This window comes from Stutzerimonas kunmingensis (assembly GCF_032106285.1).
Classification (GTDB): Bacteria; Pseudomonadota; Gammaproteobacteria; order Pseudomonadales; family Pseudomonadaceae; genus Stutzerimonas; species Stutzerimonas kunmingensis_B.
This window is the reverse complement of sequence record NZ_DAMCPO010000033.1, coordinates 1-14,626: the sequence shown is the minus strand read 5'-3', so window position 1 is coordinate 14,626 and position 14,626 is coordinate 1. Positions and strand designations below refer to the sequence as shown.

Sequence of the window (14,626 nt, the reverse complement as noted above, 5' to 3'; positions counted from 1 at the left end):
CCCATGGGCTTGACCTGCGGCTTGTGTCATCATGCCGCGACCGCACACCAGACGTACATTTCACCTATGAAAAACCTCGCCGCACTTGCCGCCCTGCTGTTCATCGGCGGCTGCCAGACCTTCACGCAGCAAGCCCCCGAAAGCAGTCCGCCGGTCGAGGACGCTGCCCAGGAGAGCTCCGCCAGCGACGCGGCAGAGTACGGCTCATTCAGTCGCCAATCCCTCTATGCACTTCTGGTCGCAGAGCTTGCCGGCCAGCGCAACCGCTTCGACATTGCCCTGGGCAATTACGTACAGCAGGCGCATGCGACACAGGACGCCGGCGTCGCCGAACGCGGATTCCGTATCGCCGAATACCTTGGCGCAGACCAGGCGGCGCTGGATACCGCAATGATCTGGGCGCGCAACGCCCCTGACAATCTCGACGCGCAGCGCGCCGCAGCCGTGCAGCTGGCCCGCGCCGGGCGTTACGAAGAATCGCTCGAGTTCATGGAGAAGGTTCTGCAGGGCCAGGGCGACACTCATTTCGATTTCCTCGCCCTTTCGGCCTCGGAAACCGACCCGGACACCCGCGCCGGTCTGCTGCAAAGCTTCGACAAGCTGTTGGTCAAACACCCCGACAACCCACAGCTCTCCTTCGGCAAGGCCGTGCTGCTGCAACAGGATGATCGCAGCGAGGAAGCACTGGCGCTGCTGCAGAAGCAGCCGGATAAGGAACGGCAGATCCCGTCGATCCTGCTCGAAGCACGCCTTCTGCACAGCTTGCAGCGCAGCGACGAAGCGATACCGCTGCTCGAGCGAAGCCTTCGCCAGCACCCCGAGGACAAGCGTCTGCGCCTGACCTATGCACGCCTTCTGGTGGAACAGGAGCGCCTGGAAGACGCCATGGGCGAGTTCGCCACCCTGGTCCAGCAGCACCCCACCGACGACGACCTGCGCTTCTCCATGGCGCTGGTCTGCATGGAGGCTGAGGCCTGGCGCGAAGCCACCGTGTACCTGGAAGAGCTCATCGAACGCGGCAGCCACGTTGACGCGGCTTACTTCAATCTTGGCCGTGCTTATCAGGCTATGGACAAGAACGCCAAGGCGCTCGACGCGCTAGCTCATGTCGGCCCTGGCAACGAATACCTGCCAGCGAAACTGCTGCAGAGCCAGCTGCTCTATTCCGGCAATCGCGACCAGGAAGCGTCCGCGGTACTGGCCGACGCACGCCAGCAGCAGCCTGACTACGCCATCCAGCTGTACCTGATCGAGATCGAAGCGCTCTCCGAGCAGGACCGCACCGAACAAGGCTGGCAACTGGTGGAGCAGGCGCTTGCCGATTTCCCCGACGACCTCAATCTGCTGTACACCCGCGCCATGCTTGCGGAAAAGCGCGGCGATCTGGCGCAACTGGAACGCGACCTGCGCTTCATCATCGAGCGTGAGCCGGACAACGCCATGGCGCTCAACGCGCTCGGCTACACCCTGGCCGACCGTACTGATCGCCACAAGGAAGCGCTCCAGCTGATCGAGCAGGCCTACCAGCTCAACCCCGACGACCCGGCGATCCTCGACAGCCTCGGCTGGGTCAACTTCCGCCTGGGCAATCTGACCGAGGCCGAAGCGCTGCTGCGCAAGGCGCTGCAACGCTTTGCCGACCACGAAGTCGCCGCGCACCTGGGCGAGGTGCTTTGGGCCCAGGGTGAACACAGCGAGGCCCGCGCGGTCTGGTCGAAGGCACTCAAACTACAACCGGACAGCCAGATCCTGCGCGAAACGCTGAAACGGCTGACCGGATCGGAGAAGCCCTGAACCATGTCCCTGTTGAAAAACCTTCTTGCTCCCTGCCTGGCCCTCCTGCTTGCTGGCTGTGCCGGGCTTGGCCCACGCGAATCGGTTGAAGGCCCCGGCAATGCCTCCGCCTGGAAAGAGCATCGCAGCCAGGTCGCGACGGTCGATGGCTGGCAGATCAGCGGCAAGATCGGCATTCGCGCACCGCAGGAATCCGGCAGCGGCACACTGTTCTGGCTGCAGCGCCAGGACTACTTCGACATTCGCCTGTCCGGCCCCCTGGGCCGAGGCGCCACCCGCCTGACCGGCCGCCCCGACGCCGTATCTCTGGAAGTCGCCGGCCAGGGCCGATTCGAAGCCGAATCCCCGGAGGCCCTGGTCGAAGCGCAGCTCGGCTGGCAGCTGCCGGTGTCGCACCTGCTCTGGTGGGTGCGTGGCTTGCCTGCGCCGGACAGCCGCAGCCGTCTGAGCCTGGACAGCGAGAGCCGCCTGGCACGACTGGAACAGGACGGCTGGCAGGTCGACTACCTGGCATACGGCGAACACAATGGCTTCACGCTGCCCGAGCGCATCCGCCTGCAAGGCCATGACCTGCAGATCACCCTGGTGGTCAAGGACTGGCAAGCGCGCCAGCTGGGCCGCTGAATGCAGACGCTGACCCTGCCGGCACCGGCCAAACTCAATCTGATGCTGCATATCGTCGGCCGCCGCGCAGACGGCTATCACGAGCTGCAGACGCTGTTCCAGTTTCTCGACCATGGCGACGAACTCAGCTTCCGCCTGCGTGCTGACGGCGAGATTCGCCTGCATACCGAACTGCCGGGCGTCGATCACGACAGCAACCTGATCGTCCGTGCAGCGCGCCTGCTGCAGCGTGCCAGCAGCTGCTCGCTCGGCGCAGATATCACCCTGCTCAAACGTCTGCCCATGGGCGGCGGCATCGGCGGCGGCAGCTCCGACGCAGCGACCACCCTGCTCGGCCTCGACCACCTGTGGCAACTGCACCTGGGCGAAGACCGACTGGCCGCGCTGGGGCTGACCCTGGGCGCCGACGTACCCGTGTTCGTACGCGGCCGGGCGGCATTTGCCGAGGGGGTTGGCGAGCGCCTGCAACCGGTCGATTTGCCCGAACCATGGTTCCTCGTAATCGCGCCGCAAGTCTCTGTTAGTACAGCGGAAATATTTGCCGACCCAGAGTTGACACGTAATACCCCGGCCATTACAGTTCGCAGCCTTCTTGCAGGGGGCGGTCATAATGACTGTCAGCCAATAGTCGAGAAGCGTTATCCAGAAGTTCGTAACGCTTTGAGCTTGTTGAACAAATTCGTTCCGGCAAGCATGACTGGCACTGGAGCTTGTGTGTTTGGGAGCTTCCCAAACGAAGGCGAGGCTGATAAAGTCCGCCGCCAACTTCCAGACACTTTGCCAAGTTTCGTTGCCCACGGTCGTAACGTTTCGATGTTGCACCGAAGCCTTGAAAAACTGGCGCAGGAAGCGAGTGCGTAGCACACAGGTTGTACGATACAGGGGCGTCGCCAAGCGGTAAGGCACCAGGTTTTGATCCTGGCATGCGTTGGTTCGAATCCAGCCGCCCCTGCCATAACCTCCCAAGGTTCGTACGACTGCAACAGCACCAATGAAGTTGACCCTACAGGGGCGTCGCCAAGCGGTAAGGCACCAGGTTTTGATCCTGGCATGCGTTGGTTCGAATCCAGCCGCCCCTGCCATACACTTGAAGCTGTTCAGAAGCTTGCCTTTTGAACAGCTTTTTATTCATCGGACCCACCCTCAGGCAGGTACTGCGCGTGTCCAAGATGATGGTCTTCACGGGGAACGCCAACCCCGACCTGGCCCGGCGTGTTGTACGTCAGCTGCATATCCCCCTCGGTGATGCCTACGTCGGAAAGTTCTCCGACGGCGAAATCAGTGTCGAGATCAACGAGAACGTTCGCGGTAAGGACGTATTTCTGATCCAGCCGACCTGCGCTCCGACCAACGACAACCTGATGGAACTGGTGGTACTGGCCGACGCCTTCCGCCGCTCCTCGGCGTCGCGCATCACCGCAGTGATCCCCTACTTCGGTTATGCCCGCCAGGATCGTCGCCCGCGCTCTGCCCGTGTACCGATCAGCGCCAAGGTCGTGGCCGACATGCTCGACGTCGTTGGCGTCAACCGTGTGCTGACCGTTGACCTGCACGCCGATCAGATCCAGGGCTTCTTCGACATGCCGGTGGACAACATCTACGGCTCGCCGGTCCTGGTCGACGACATCCAGGCTCAGCGCTTCGAGAACCTGATGATCGTCTCCCCGGACATCGGTGGTGTGGTCCGCGCCCGTGCGGTGGCCAAATCCCTCGGCGTCGACCTGGCGATCATCGACAAGCGTCGGCCGAAAGCCAACCAGTCCGAAGTGATGCACATCATCGGTGATATCGAAGGCCGTACCTGCATCCTCGTCGATGACATGGTCGATACCGCCGGCACCCTGTGCCATGCAGCCAAGGCGCTGAAGGATCATGGCGCCGCCAAGGTCTACGCCTACTGCACGCACCCGATCCTGTCCGGCCGCGCCATCGAGAACATCGAAGGCTCCGTGCTTGACGAACTGGTGGTGACCAACACCATCCCGCTGTCGGCTGCCGCACAGTCCTGCACCCGAATTCGCCAACTGGACATCGCGCCAGTGGTGGCTGAAGCGGTTCGCCGCATCAGCAATGCCGAATCGATCAGCGCGATGTTCCGCTAAGCGAAAAGCTTCGCGAATCGCACTGAACGTAATGTGCCCCGCCTCGTGCGGGGCTTTTTGCCCAACAGCCCGAGCGCTGGTCGCAAGCGCGACAGGTAATGTTGCTACTGGAGAATCACCATGAACGATTTCACTCTGAATGCCCAAGTGCGTTCCGACCTGGGGAAAGGTGCGAGCCGCCGCCTGCGTCGTAACGCCGCCCTGGTTCCGGCCGTCATCTACGGTGGCGACAAAGCCCCGCAGTCCATCAGCATCCTGGCCAAGGACTTCGCCAAGCTGCTGGAAAACGAAGCCTCCTTCAGCCACGTGCTGAACCTGAACGTCGACGGCCAGAACGAATCCGTTCTGATCAAGGCACTGCAGCGCCATCCGGCCAAGAGCTTTGTCCTGCACGCTGACTTCGTTCGCGTCGTTGCCGGCCACAAGCTGACCGCCACCGTTCCCCTGCACTTCATCAACCAGGAATCTTCCGTAGGCGTGAAGCAGCAAGGCGGCGAAATCCTGCACAACCTGAACGAAGTCGAAGTTTCCTGCCTGCCGCAAGACCTGCCGGAATTCATCGAAGTCGACATGATCAACGTCGAAGTCGGCCAGGTTCTGCACATGACCGACATCAAGCTGCCGAAAGGCGTTGAGCTGGTCGCCCTGGCCCACGGCAGCGACCTGCCGGTAGCCAACGTTCACGCTCCGCGCGTGAGCAAGGAAGACGCTCCGAAAGAAGAAGACGCTGCCGAGTAATCCACTCGCATAGTCGAAGAAGAGGCCCCCGTCGTGACTGCCGTAAAACTGATCGTCGGCCTGGGAAACCCAGGCCCTGAATACGACCAGACCCGGCACAACGCGGGGGCTCTTTTCGTTGAGCGTCTGGCTGCCCGTGAAGGCGTCTCGCTCAGCAACGATCGCAAGTACTTTGGCCTGGTCGGCAAGTTCAGCCATCAGGGTGAAGACATCCGCCTGCTTATCCCCACTACCTACATGAACCGCAGCGGTCAGGCGGTGGCGGCATTGGCCGGCTTTTTCCGAATTCCCCCCGAGTCTATCCTGGTCGCCCATGATGAGCTCGATATGCCCCCGGGCGTCGCCAAACTCAAGCAGGGTGGCGGTCATGGCGGGCACAACGGGCTGCGTGACATCATCGCCAAGCTCGGCAATCAGAACGGCTTTCATCGCCTGCGCCTGGGTATCGGCCATCCTGGCCACGCCAGCCTGGTCAGTGGCTACGTACTGGGCCGCGCACCGCAGACCGAGCGAGAAAAGCTCGACGCCAGCATCGACTTTGCGCTGGATGTCGTGCCAGAAATCCTGGCCGGCGACTGGACCCGCGCGATGCAGCGCCTGCACAGCCAGAAGGCCTGAACCTAACTCCGAGGCAAGATCACCATGGGATTCAACTGCGGCATCGTCGGTCTGCCCAACGTCGGCAAGTCCACCCTGTTCAACGCCCTGACCAAATCCGGCATCGCGGCTGAGAACTTTCCCTTCTGCACCATCGAGCCGAACAGCGGCATCGTGCCGATGCCCGATCCGCGCCTCGACGCGCTGGCGGCGATCGTCAAGCCGGAGCGGGTGATCCCGACCACCATGGAGTTCGTCGACATCGCCGGCCTGGTCGCCGGCGCTTCGAAGGGCGAAGGCCTGGGCAACAAATTCCTCGCCAACATCCGCGAAACCGACGCCATCGCCCATGTGGTGCGCTGCTTCGAAGACGAGAACGTCATCCACGTGGCCAACAGCGTGGACCCCAAGCGTGACATCGAGATCATCGACCTCGAACTGATCATGGCCGACCTCGACAGTTGCGAGAAGCAGCTGCAGCGCGTCGCCCGTACCGCCAAGGGCGGCGACAAGGAAGCGGTCGCACAAAAGGGGCTGCTGGAGAAGCTGATCCCGCACCTCACCGAAGGCAAGCCGGCACGCAGCCTGCTGAAGAGCTTCAGTGACGAGGAAAAGCGCCTGGCCAAGACCTTCCACCTGCTGACCACCAAGCCGGTGATGTACATCGCCAACGTCGCCGAGGATGGCTTCGAGAACAACCCGCTCCTGGACGTGGTCAACGCCATCGCCGAGGAAGAAGGCGCCATCGTCGTGCCGGTGTGCAACAAGATCGAGGCCGAGATCGCCGAGCTGGACGATCTGGAAGAGATGCAGATGTTCCTCGAAACCATGGGTATGGAAGAACCAGGTCTGAACCGTGTGATCCGCGCCGGTTACGAGCTGCTCAACCTGCAGACCTACTTCACCGCCGGGGTGAAGGAAGTCCGCGCCTGGACCGTCAGAATCGGTGCGACCGCTCCGCAGGCGGCCGCGGTGATCCACACCGATTTCGAGAAAGGCTTCATCCGCGCTGAAGTCATCGCCTATGACGACTTCATCCAGTACAAGGGCGAAGCCGGCGCCAAGGAAGCCGGCAAGTGGCGCCTGGAAGGCAAGGAATACATCGTCAAGGACGGTGACGTCATGCACTTCCGCTTTAACGTCTGACGATTTTTTCTGAACTCAGGAGAGCTCGGTAGCGTTCGATGGAATGGGCAGGCCTTTTAAAATCAAGGGCTTGCCTAACAATACGGTCTGCTAAGCGTTCCTATTGTTCATCGAGTTCTGAAAAAATCGGGGGTAGCGTTGGGGGTACTCGTGTTCAACCGTGGGGGTATTTTTCCCCGCAGTGGAGTCCAACGATGCCCGAGAATCTACTCACCGACGCCAAGATCAAGTCGGTAAAACCCACTGATCGAGACTGGAAACTTTCAGACGGCGGCGGCTTGTTCCTGCTGGTCAAGCCTACCGGCGGCAAGCTCTGGCGGTGGAAGTATCGCCTGCAAGGCAAGGAAAACCTCTTTGCCATTGGCAGCTTTCCGCAAGTAAGCCTTGCAGAGGCGCGTACTGCCCGAGAGAAAGCGCGCGCCCTGGTCAAGCAAGGTATCCACCCCGCCCATGAGCGGCAGCAGGTTAAGCAGCGCAATCTTGAGGCGCTGGCAGAACGCAAACGCGCCCGGGAAAGCTCGTTTGCCAAGGTGGCGCAAGCCTACCTGGCCGAGATCAAGCCTGTCTTCGCGCACAGCTCCTATCGCACGAAAGAATCCCGCATCAGGAAGTATCTGTCTCCCAAGTTCGACGGAATGCCAATGAGCGACATTGGCGTCAAGCAGATCCGCCCACTGCTGGAAGAGTGTAAGACTCATGGCGCGTGGGCTGCGATCCATGTCAAAGGCGATCTTTCGGCCATCTTCGAATTCGCGGTCGTGCGTGGCCTGGTTGAGGCCAACCCGATCCCGAGCCTGCGCGGGCTGCTTCGCGCGCCTGCCAGCGAAAGCAAGGCGGCGATGACGCGTGAACAGATCCAGAAGTTTTATCAGGCATTGCGCGGCTACAGAGGCTATCCAGAAACCGCGCTGTGCCTGCGGTTGATTGCGCTGACCGCTTGCCGTCCTGGGGAAGCTGCCGATGCCGAATGGGAAGAGTTCGATTTTGAGGATGCCGTGTGGCGTCGACCTGCGGCCAAGATGAAGGCACGCCGTGACCACATCAGCCCGCTGTCCATGCAGGCTATCGCTGCACTGAAAGACTTGCAGCGCATCACCGGGGGCGGACGTTACTTGTTCCCGCACCGGAGCGGCAAAGGCTTCACCACGCCCAACCGGCTTACCTACGCCATGCGCGATATGAACCTGGGCCGGGGAACGACGCCCCATTGCTGGCGCACCACCTTTTCGACCTGGGCCAACGAAAACGGGTTCCGACCCGACGCGATCGAGCGGCAGCTTGCTCATGTGGAAAGCAACAAGGTTCGGGCCACCTACAACAAGGCGCTGCTGCTGGATCAAAGAAGGTCACTGCTACAAGCTTGGGCGAGCTATCTGAGTGCAGCAGAAAAGAGCCAGGCCGAATAATATTGTTGCCTTGGCGATAGAACGGAAACCATAAACGGGGCAATTCAATGATTTAAAAGGGTAACCAAGACCACCAATACCCTTTTATTGATCATGATTCACGGGCCGCCCTACCCGACAGGGCAGCCTCCCTGGCCGCAAGACCCACTGCAGTGGAAACAGGGTAATCGAACTAGGTAAATGAGGTAATTTAGACAAAATACCTCATTTAAATATTATAATTACCCCATTTATACAACCTGAGCTTAGGTTCCTATGCACTCGCTTACACCCGAGTACCTTGCCGCGCTTCGCTTCGATGGCACCCAGGCCGCCACACTGCGCGCACTGGGCGAGTATCAGGGCAAGCAGCAGTTATACGTCGCGCAGTCCCCCGAAGCCCTCAAGGGCCTGCGCCAGATCGCAGTTATCGAATCCACCGAGTCGTCCAACCGTCTGGAAGGTGTTGTCGTCGCCCCCTCACGACTGAAGTCTCTGGTCATCCGCAATGCAGCACCGAAGAGTCGCTCCGAACAGGAGATCGCCGGCTACCGCGATGCCCTGGCGTTGATCCACGAATCGGCCGCGCACATGACCTTCAACGAAGGCGTGGTGCTGCAATTGCACACCATGCTGTATCGCTACATGCCGCAGGCCGGCGGACGCTGGAAGGCCACTAACAACGACATCATCGAACGCCATCCGGACGGCACATCACGGCTGCGCTTCCAACCGGTCGCTGCGCATCTGACGCCGATAGCCATGGTCGACCTGACTCGGTACTACTCCACCGCATTGGATCAGCATCTGGCCGACCCACTGGTGCTGGTGCCGCTGGCGATGCTCGACTTCCTATGCATCCACCCCTTCCCGGACGGCAACGGCCGTATGTCTCGCTTGCTGACCCTATTGCTGCTCTACCACTTCGACTACGCCGTGGGCCGCTACATCAGCCTGGAGCGCATCTTCGAGGAAACCAAGGAAGGCTATTACGAGACGCTGGAAGCCAGTTCGCAGGGCTGGCATCAAGGGCAGCACGACGTCAAACCCTGGCTCGACTACTTCTGGGGGGCATTGCTGCGGGCCTACCGCGAATTCGAGGAGCGTGTCGGCACCATCGAGCGTGGCCGCGGCAGCAAAGGCGACCGGGTGCGCACGGAAGCTCTAGGGCGCACCCTGCCGTTTTCCATCTCCGAGATTGAAGAAGCATGCCCGGGCGTGAGTCGGGACATGGTGCGGCTGGTGCTACGGGCGATGAAATCAGAGGGGTTGATCGAATCGACCGGCAAAGGACGTGGCGCGAAATGGCGTCGCACGGCGTAAAAACAAGGGACTTAGCATGAAGTTCAATGAAGACACCCGAGTCAAAATCCCAGTCATCCTTCATCTGATGCGGCTTGGCTATCAGTACCTATGGAGACACTGCATAAATAGCCAGCCGCCCCCACCCTTGGCACACTGAGCCCCCTCAACCAGCCCCCTCCATGAGCTTTGTTACGCGCGTGCAGAAGACCTTCTCCGAACTCGAATACACCGGCAAGAAAAAGCAGACTCGCCGAGATCGCTTCCTGGCTGACCTTGAACAGCTGGTGCCCTGGGCACAAGTGGAGGCGCAAGTGGCGCCGTTCTATAGCGACACCACAGGCAAGCGTGGACGCCCTGCGATTGGGTTGTCGCGCATGCTGCGCATGTATGTCGTGCAGCAGTGTTTCGGTCTCTCCGATGAAGGTACCGAAGATGCCGTCTACGACAGCCAGGCCATTCGTGGTTTCATCGGCATCGACCTGGGCCGTGAGTCGGCACCGGATGCCACTACCTTGTTGCGATTTCGCCGCTTGCTGGAAACCCATCAGCTAACGCGGGTGCTGTTTGAAACGATTAACCAGCATCTGGCCAGCCGGGGTCTGCTGCTCAAGGAAGGCACTATCGTCGACGCTACCCTGATCGCCGCGCCGCCCTCGGTCAAGAACCGAGAAGGTAAGCGTGATCCTGAGATGCATCAGGCCAAGAAAGGCAATCAATGGCACTTCGGGATGAAGGCCCACGTTGGTGTCGACGCCACATCGGGACTCGTGCACAGCGTGGTAGGGACTGCCGCCAACGTGGCGGATGTCACCCAGGTCGATCAGTTGCTGCACGGCGCCGAAACCTATGTTTCGGGTGACGCTGGATACACTGGTGCGGCCAAGCGACCGGAGCATGCTGAACGGGACGTTATCTGGTCGATTGCAGCACGGCCAAGCAGTTACAAACATCACGGCAAAGACAGCGTGCTGTACCGAGTCAAGCGCAAAGTCGAATACGCCAAGGCGCAGCTGCGTGCCAAGGTCGAGCATCCCTTCCAGGTGATCAAGGTGCGCTTCAATCATCGTAAGGTTCGCTACCGTGGACTGGAAAAGAATACGGCGCAGTTGTTCAGTCTGTTTGGGTTGGCCAATCTGGTACTGGCCAAGCGGTATTTGCAACGGACGGCGGGATAAGTCCGTCCGAAAGGCGGGGCTGGCCCGCTAATCAGCAAAATCAGGGTAGAAATCGGCCCAAGAAACGCAGAATAAGGCCGGTAGGTTGAAAAAACCGGGTTGAAAAAGGGGGACGGTGAGAATTGGCTAATTGTTCAGCGTCTCCCTATCACTCAAGGATCAAACCTGGGATCAGGATACCAATATCTTCCCAGCGCTTTTTATCGCCGCCATAAGCAAAATCAATCCAGGCATCAAACCGGACGATGTGCATCGTCTGCTGGAAGACACCAAACTCCTGCTGGATAACGAAGACCTCGGCCGCGCGTTCTTTGAACGTCTGAGCACTCGCTCCAATACCCGGCTGATTGATTTCGAGAACCTCAGCAACAACAGCTTCCATGTCGTCACAGAGCTGACCTGCCAGAATGGCGATGAAGAATTCCGGCCAGACATCACCCTGCTGGTCAACGGCATGCCGCTGGTCTTTATTGAGGTGAAAAAACCCAATAACCGGGAAGGCATACTGGCCGAGCGTGGTCGGATTAATAAGCGCTTTCAAAACCCTAAATTCAGGCGCTTTGCCAACATAACCCAGTTCATGATCTTCTCCAACAACATGGAGTACGACGACGGCGACCCGGAGCCTGTACAGGGCGCCTTCTATGCCAGCAGCTCCTACCATAAGCCAGTTTTCAACTACTTCCGCGAAGAGGAAGTACTGAACCTGACGGCCCTGCTCAAGCCACTGCCGGAAGCGGAAGAACTCAGGGTATTGAAAGACAACAACCTTGAAGTGATTCGTAACAATCCCGAGTTCCAGACCAACAAAGACCCGAACCGCCCGACCAACCGTATCTGCACCTCATTGCTTAGCAAAGAGCGGCTGGCATTTTTCCTGCGTTACGCGCTCGCCTATGTGTCGGAGGCTGACGGGCTGCACAAACACATCATGCGTTACCCGCAGCTATTCGCCACCAAGGCCATCGAAAGAACACTCGATAAAGGCATCAAGAAGGGGATTATCTGGCATACCCAGGGCAGCGGCAAAACCGCACTGACCTACTACAACGTTCGCTTTCTGACCGACCATTTTCAGAAGCGGCAGATCGTTCCCAAGTTCTACTTCATCGTCGATCGGCTTGATCTACTGCAACAGGCACAGCGGGAATTCATCGCGCGCGGCCTGACGGTTTACACCATCGATTCGCGCGAAGCCTTTGCACGTGCCATCAAGGCAACCCAGGTGATCCACAACCATTCGGGCAAACCGGAAATCACCGTGGTCAACATCCATAAATTCAAGGACGATCCGGATGTCATTTCGACTAATGACTACGACGTCGCCATCCAGCGCGTGTACTTTCTCGATGAAGTACACCGCAGCTACAACCCCAAGGGCAGTTTCCTTGCCAACCTGAGCCAGTCGGACACCAACGCCATCAAAATCGGTCTTACCGGTACACCACTGCTGGGTGACGACTACAACTCGCGGGCGCTGTTTGGCGACTACATCCACAAATACTATTACAACGCCTCTATTGCCGACGGTTACACGCTACGCCTGATCCGGGAAGAGATCGCCACCAACTACAAAATGGTGCTGCAACAGGCGCTGGAAGACGTGGAAGTCAAAATGGGCGACGTAGACCGCACGCTCATCTACGCCCATGCAAGTTTTGTCGAGCCGATGCTTGACTACATCGTTACCGACTTTGAAAAAAGCCGGGGCATGCTTAACGATGCCAGCATTGGTGGCCTGGTGATCTGCGACAGCTCGGAACAAGCCAAGCAGATGTTCGACATCTTCAACGCGGTCTATGCACAAACGTCCAGCGCACCGTATGAAGTCAAGGACTCCGCACAAACCCTGATTGCTGCAGCCAAACCAGGCAGCTATGCCGCCCGAGTCAGGCTGGATAACAAGGTCAAAAGTGCAGCGCTGATCCTGCACGACATCGGCACCAAGGAAGAACGCAAAGACTGGGTGGAAGACTTCAAGGCAGGAAAAATAGACCTCCTATTCGTCTACAACATGCTCCTCACCGGCTTTGATGCCAAGCGCCTGAAAAAGCTGTATCTGGGCCGGGTAATTCGCAAACACAACCTGCTGCAAGCGCTAACCCGAGTCAACCGCACCTACAAGGATTTCCGTTATGGCTACGTGGTGGACTTTGCCGACATCAGCAAAGAGTTCGAGGCAACCAATCAACGTTACCTAAAAGAGTTAAACGATGAACTCGGCGACGAAATGGAGCACTACTCCAAGCTGTTCAAATCCCGCGAAGAGATTCAGCAGGAAATTGAGCAAATCAAGGATGTGCTGTTCCGCTTCGATATTGAAAACGCCGAAGTCTTTGTCGACCAGATCAGCCAGATACAAGACCGGCACACCATCCTGGCGCTGAAAAAGGCACTGGAAAATGCCAGAAGCCTCTACAACCTGATCCGCCTGCAAGGCGAGTACGGCGCTCTCGATGAGCTGGATTTCGCCAAGCTGAACATTCTGTATCGGGAAACCTGCAACCACCTGGACATGCTCAACCTCAAGGAAAGCATCGAGCAAGGCGCGGATACCACTAACCTACTGAATGTCGCCCTTGAGGATGTCATCTTCAAATTCATCAAGATCGGCGAAGAAGAACTGGTACTGGCCGACCGATTGAAAAACACCCTGCGCCAAACCCGCGAGGCGCTGGCCAGCAACTTTGACCAGCAAGACCCGCAGTTCATCAGTCTCAAGGAAGAGCTGGAACGCTTGTTCAAGAAAAAGAACCTCAGCGAAGTCACTCAGGATGAAATGATCGCCAATATCGGCGCACTGGAAAAAATACATGTACGTGTAAAAGAGCTAAACCGCCAGAATAACCAACTCCGGCAGAAGTACCTGGGCGATGCCAAATACACCCGCATCCATAAGCGCTTGCAAGAGCGTCAAAACAGTAACAACGACATAAGTGAATCAGAACGCAAAATATTCGCGGCACTTACCGGGGTAAAACAGGACGCCGACGAACAGGCGCTGAATAACCATCAGATATTGCTCAATGAAAACTATTTTGAGCGACAAATGATGCCACGAGTCATCGCCCGCTTCATGGACGAGCAACAGATACAACTTAACCCCGACACCTCAGATTACATCAATCATTTGGTCGTCACCGAATACCTTAATGAATACAACAGCGGAGCACGTTCGTGGTAGAGCTTGAGTTTCAACAGAAAGCCAGGGCATTGATTGACAGTCTGAAAAGCATTTGCGCCGACTATGGTTTGGGCAATGACGGCAACGAATTCAAGATCATCACCCAAGCGTTCCTGTATAAGTTCCTCAACGACAAATTCGCCTACGAGGCGAAACGAATCAAACCTATCTTGGTTGCCGAAGCCAACTTGGGAGACGCACTGGCAAAGATGCCAACAAACGAACTGGAAATGCTGCAGCGGCGGATGGGCGGTGACACGGCTCGCCTGAAACCGCAGCACTTCATCAGTTACCTCTACAATCGGCAGGCCACCACTGATTTCGCCAAGCTATTTGACGATACCCTCCTGGATATAGCCATCAGCAACAATGACGTATTCGCAGTAAAAACCGATCAAGGGACAAAAGTGGTGCTGTTTGACCGCCTTAGCCAATACATCGCCGACGAATCCAAGCGTGATGATTTCTGCCGCGCCATTATCAACAAGCTGGTGGACTTCAGCTTCGAGCGTATCTTTACCCAGGGCGGTTGCAGACGCTGAGTGCAACACGGTTATTGAATTGAAGCTGGAGCAT

12 protein-coding genes and 2 tRNA genes are annotated in these 14,626 nt (G+C 58.4%); all 14 read left to right on the top strand.

Features of this window, described 5'->3' with window-relative positions:
• The first annotated feature begins 66 nt into the window (after nt 1–66).
• The 14 genes from RT582_RS19705 to RT582_RS19640 all read left to right on the top strand — a co-directional run bounded on the left by RT582_RS19705 (nt 67) and on the right by RT582_RS19640 (nt 14,592).
• Nucleotides 67–1,794 carry a tetratricopeptide repeat protein gene (locus tag RT582_RS19705; RefSeq protein WP_313479462.1) on the top strand — a complete coding sequence of 576 codons (1,728 nt, stop codon included), beginning with the start codon at nt 67–69 and terminating at the stop codon, nt 1,792–1,794.
• 3 nt (nt 1,795–1,797) lie between these two features.
• A complete protein-coding gene (lolB, locus tag RT582_RS19700; protein ID WP_023446925.1) occupies nt 1,798–2,418 on the top strand; it encodes a lipoprotein insertase outer membrane protein LolB in 621 nt (206 codons plus the stop codon).
• Entirely contained in the window at nt 2,419–3,279 is an 861-nt protein-coding gene (ispE, locus tag RT582_RS19695; protein ID WP_313479459.1) for a 4-(cytidine 5'-diphospho)-2-C-methyl-D-erythritol kinase, read from the top strand. It abuts the gene before it with no gap.
• Between the two features lie 19 nt (nt 3,280–3,298).
• A tRNA-Gln gene (locus tag RT582_RS19690) sits at nt 3,299–3,373 on the top strand.
• 52 nt (nt 3,374–3,425) lie between these two features.
• Nucleotides 3,426–3,500: transfer RNA gene (locus RT582_RS19685), tRNA-Gln, on the top strand.
• 78 nt (nt 3,501–3,578) lie between these two features.
• Entirely contained in the window at nt 3,579–4,520 is a 942-nt protein-coding gene (locus RT582_RS19680; RefSeq protein ID WP_003294564.1) for a ribose-phosphate pyrophosphokinase, read from the top strand.
• A gap of 120 nt (nt 4,521–4,640) precedes the next feature.
• Complete coding sequence (locus RT582_RS19675; RefSeq protein ID WP_014819342.1) at nt 4,641–5,258, top strand: 50S ribosomal protein L25/general stress protein Ctc; 618 nt, start codon at nt 4,641–4,643, stop codon at nt 5,256–5,258.
• 33 nt (nt 5,259–5,291) lie between these two features.
• Nucleotides 5,292–5,876 (top strand): aminoacyl-tRNA hydrolase, encoded by a 585-nt coding sequence (pth, locus tag RT582_RS19670; protein ID WP_014819341.1) that lies wholly within the window; start codon nt 5,292–5,294, stop codon nt 5,874–5,876.
• 24 nt (nt 5,877–5,900) lie between these two features.
• Nucleotides 5,901–7,001: a redox-regulated ATPase YchF gene (gene ychF, locus RT582_RS19665; protein ID WP_023446969.1), complete on the top strand. Its 1,101-nt coding sequence runs from the start codon at nt 5,901–5,903 to the stop codon at nt 6,999–7,001.
• A gap of 194 nt (nt 7,002–7,195) precedes the next feature.
• A complete protein-coding gene (locus RT582_RS19660) occupies nt 7,196–8,407 on the top strand; it encodes a tyrosine-type recombinase/integrase (RefSeq protein WP_125862835.1) in 1,212 nt (403 codons plus the stop codon).
• Between the two features lie 255 nt (nt 8,408–8,662).
• Nucleotides 8,663–9,709, top strand: a complete 1,047-nt coding sequence (locus tag RT582_RS19655; RefSeq protein ID WP_125862836.1) for a Fic family protein — start codon at nt 8,663–8,665, stop codon at nt 9,707–9,709.
• Between the two features lie 161 nt (nt 9,710–9,870).
• On the top strand, nt 9,871–10,866 hold the full coding sequence (locus RT582_RS19650; RefSeq protein WP_185744006.1) for an IS5-like element ISPsp6 family transposase: 996 nt from the start codon (nt 9,871–9,873) through the stop codon (nt 10,864–10,866).
• A gap of 130 nt (nt 10,867–10,996) precedes the next feature.
• Nucleotides 10,997–14,050, top strand: a complete 3,054-nt coding sequence (locus tag RT582_RS19645) for a type I restriction endonuclease subunit R (RefSeq protein WP_313479453.1) — start codon at nt 10,997–10,999, stop codon at nt 14,048–14,050.
• Entirely contained in the window at nt 14,044–14,592 is a 549-nt protein-coding gene (locus tag RT582_RS19640; protein WP_313479451.1) for a hypothetical protein, read from the top strand. The genes RT582_RS19645 and RT582_RS19640 overlap by 7 nt, the downstream gene beginning before the upstream one ends.
• The last annotated feature ends 34 nt before the right edge of the window (nt 14,593–14,626 follow it).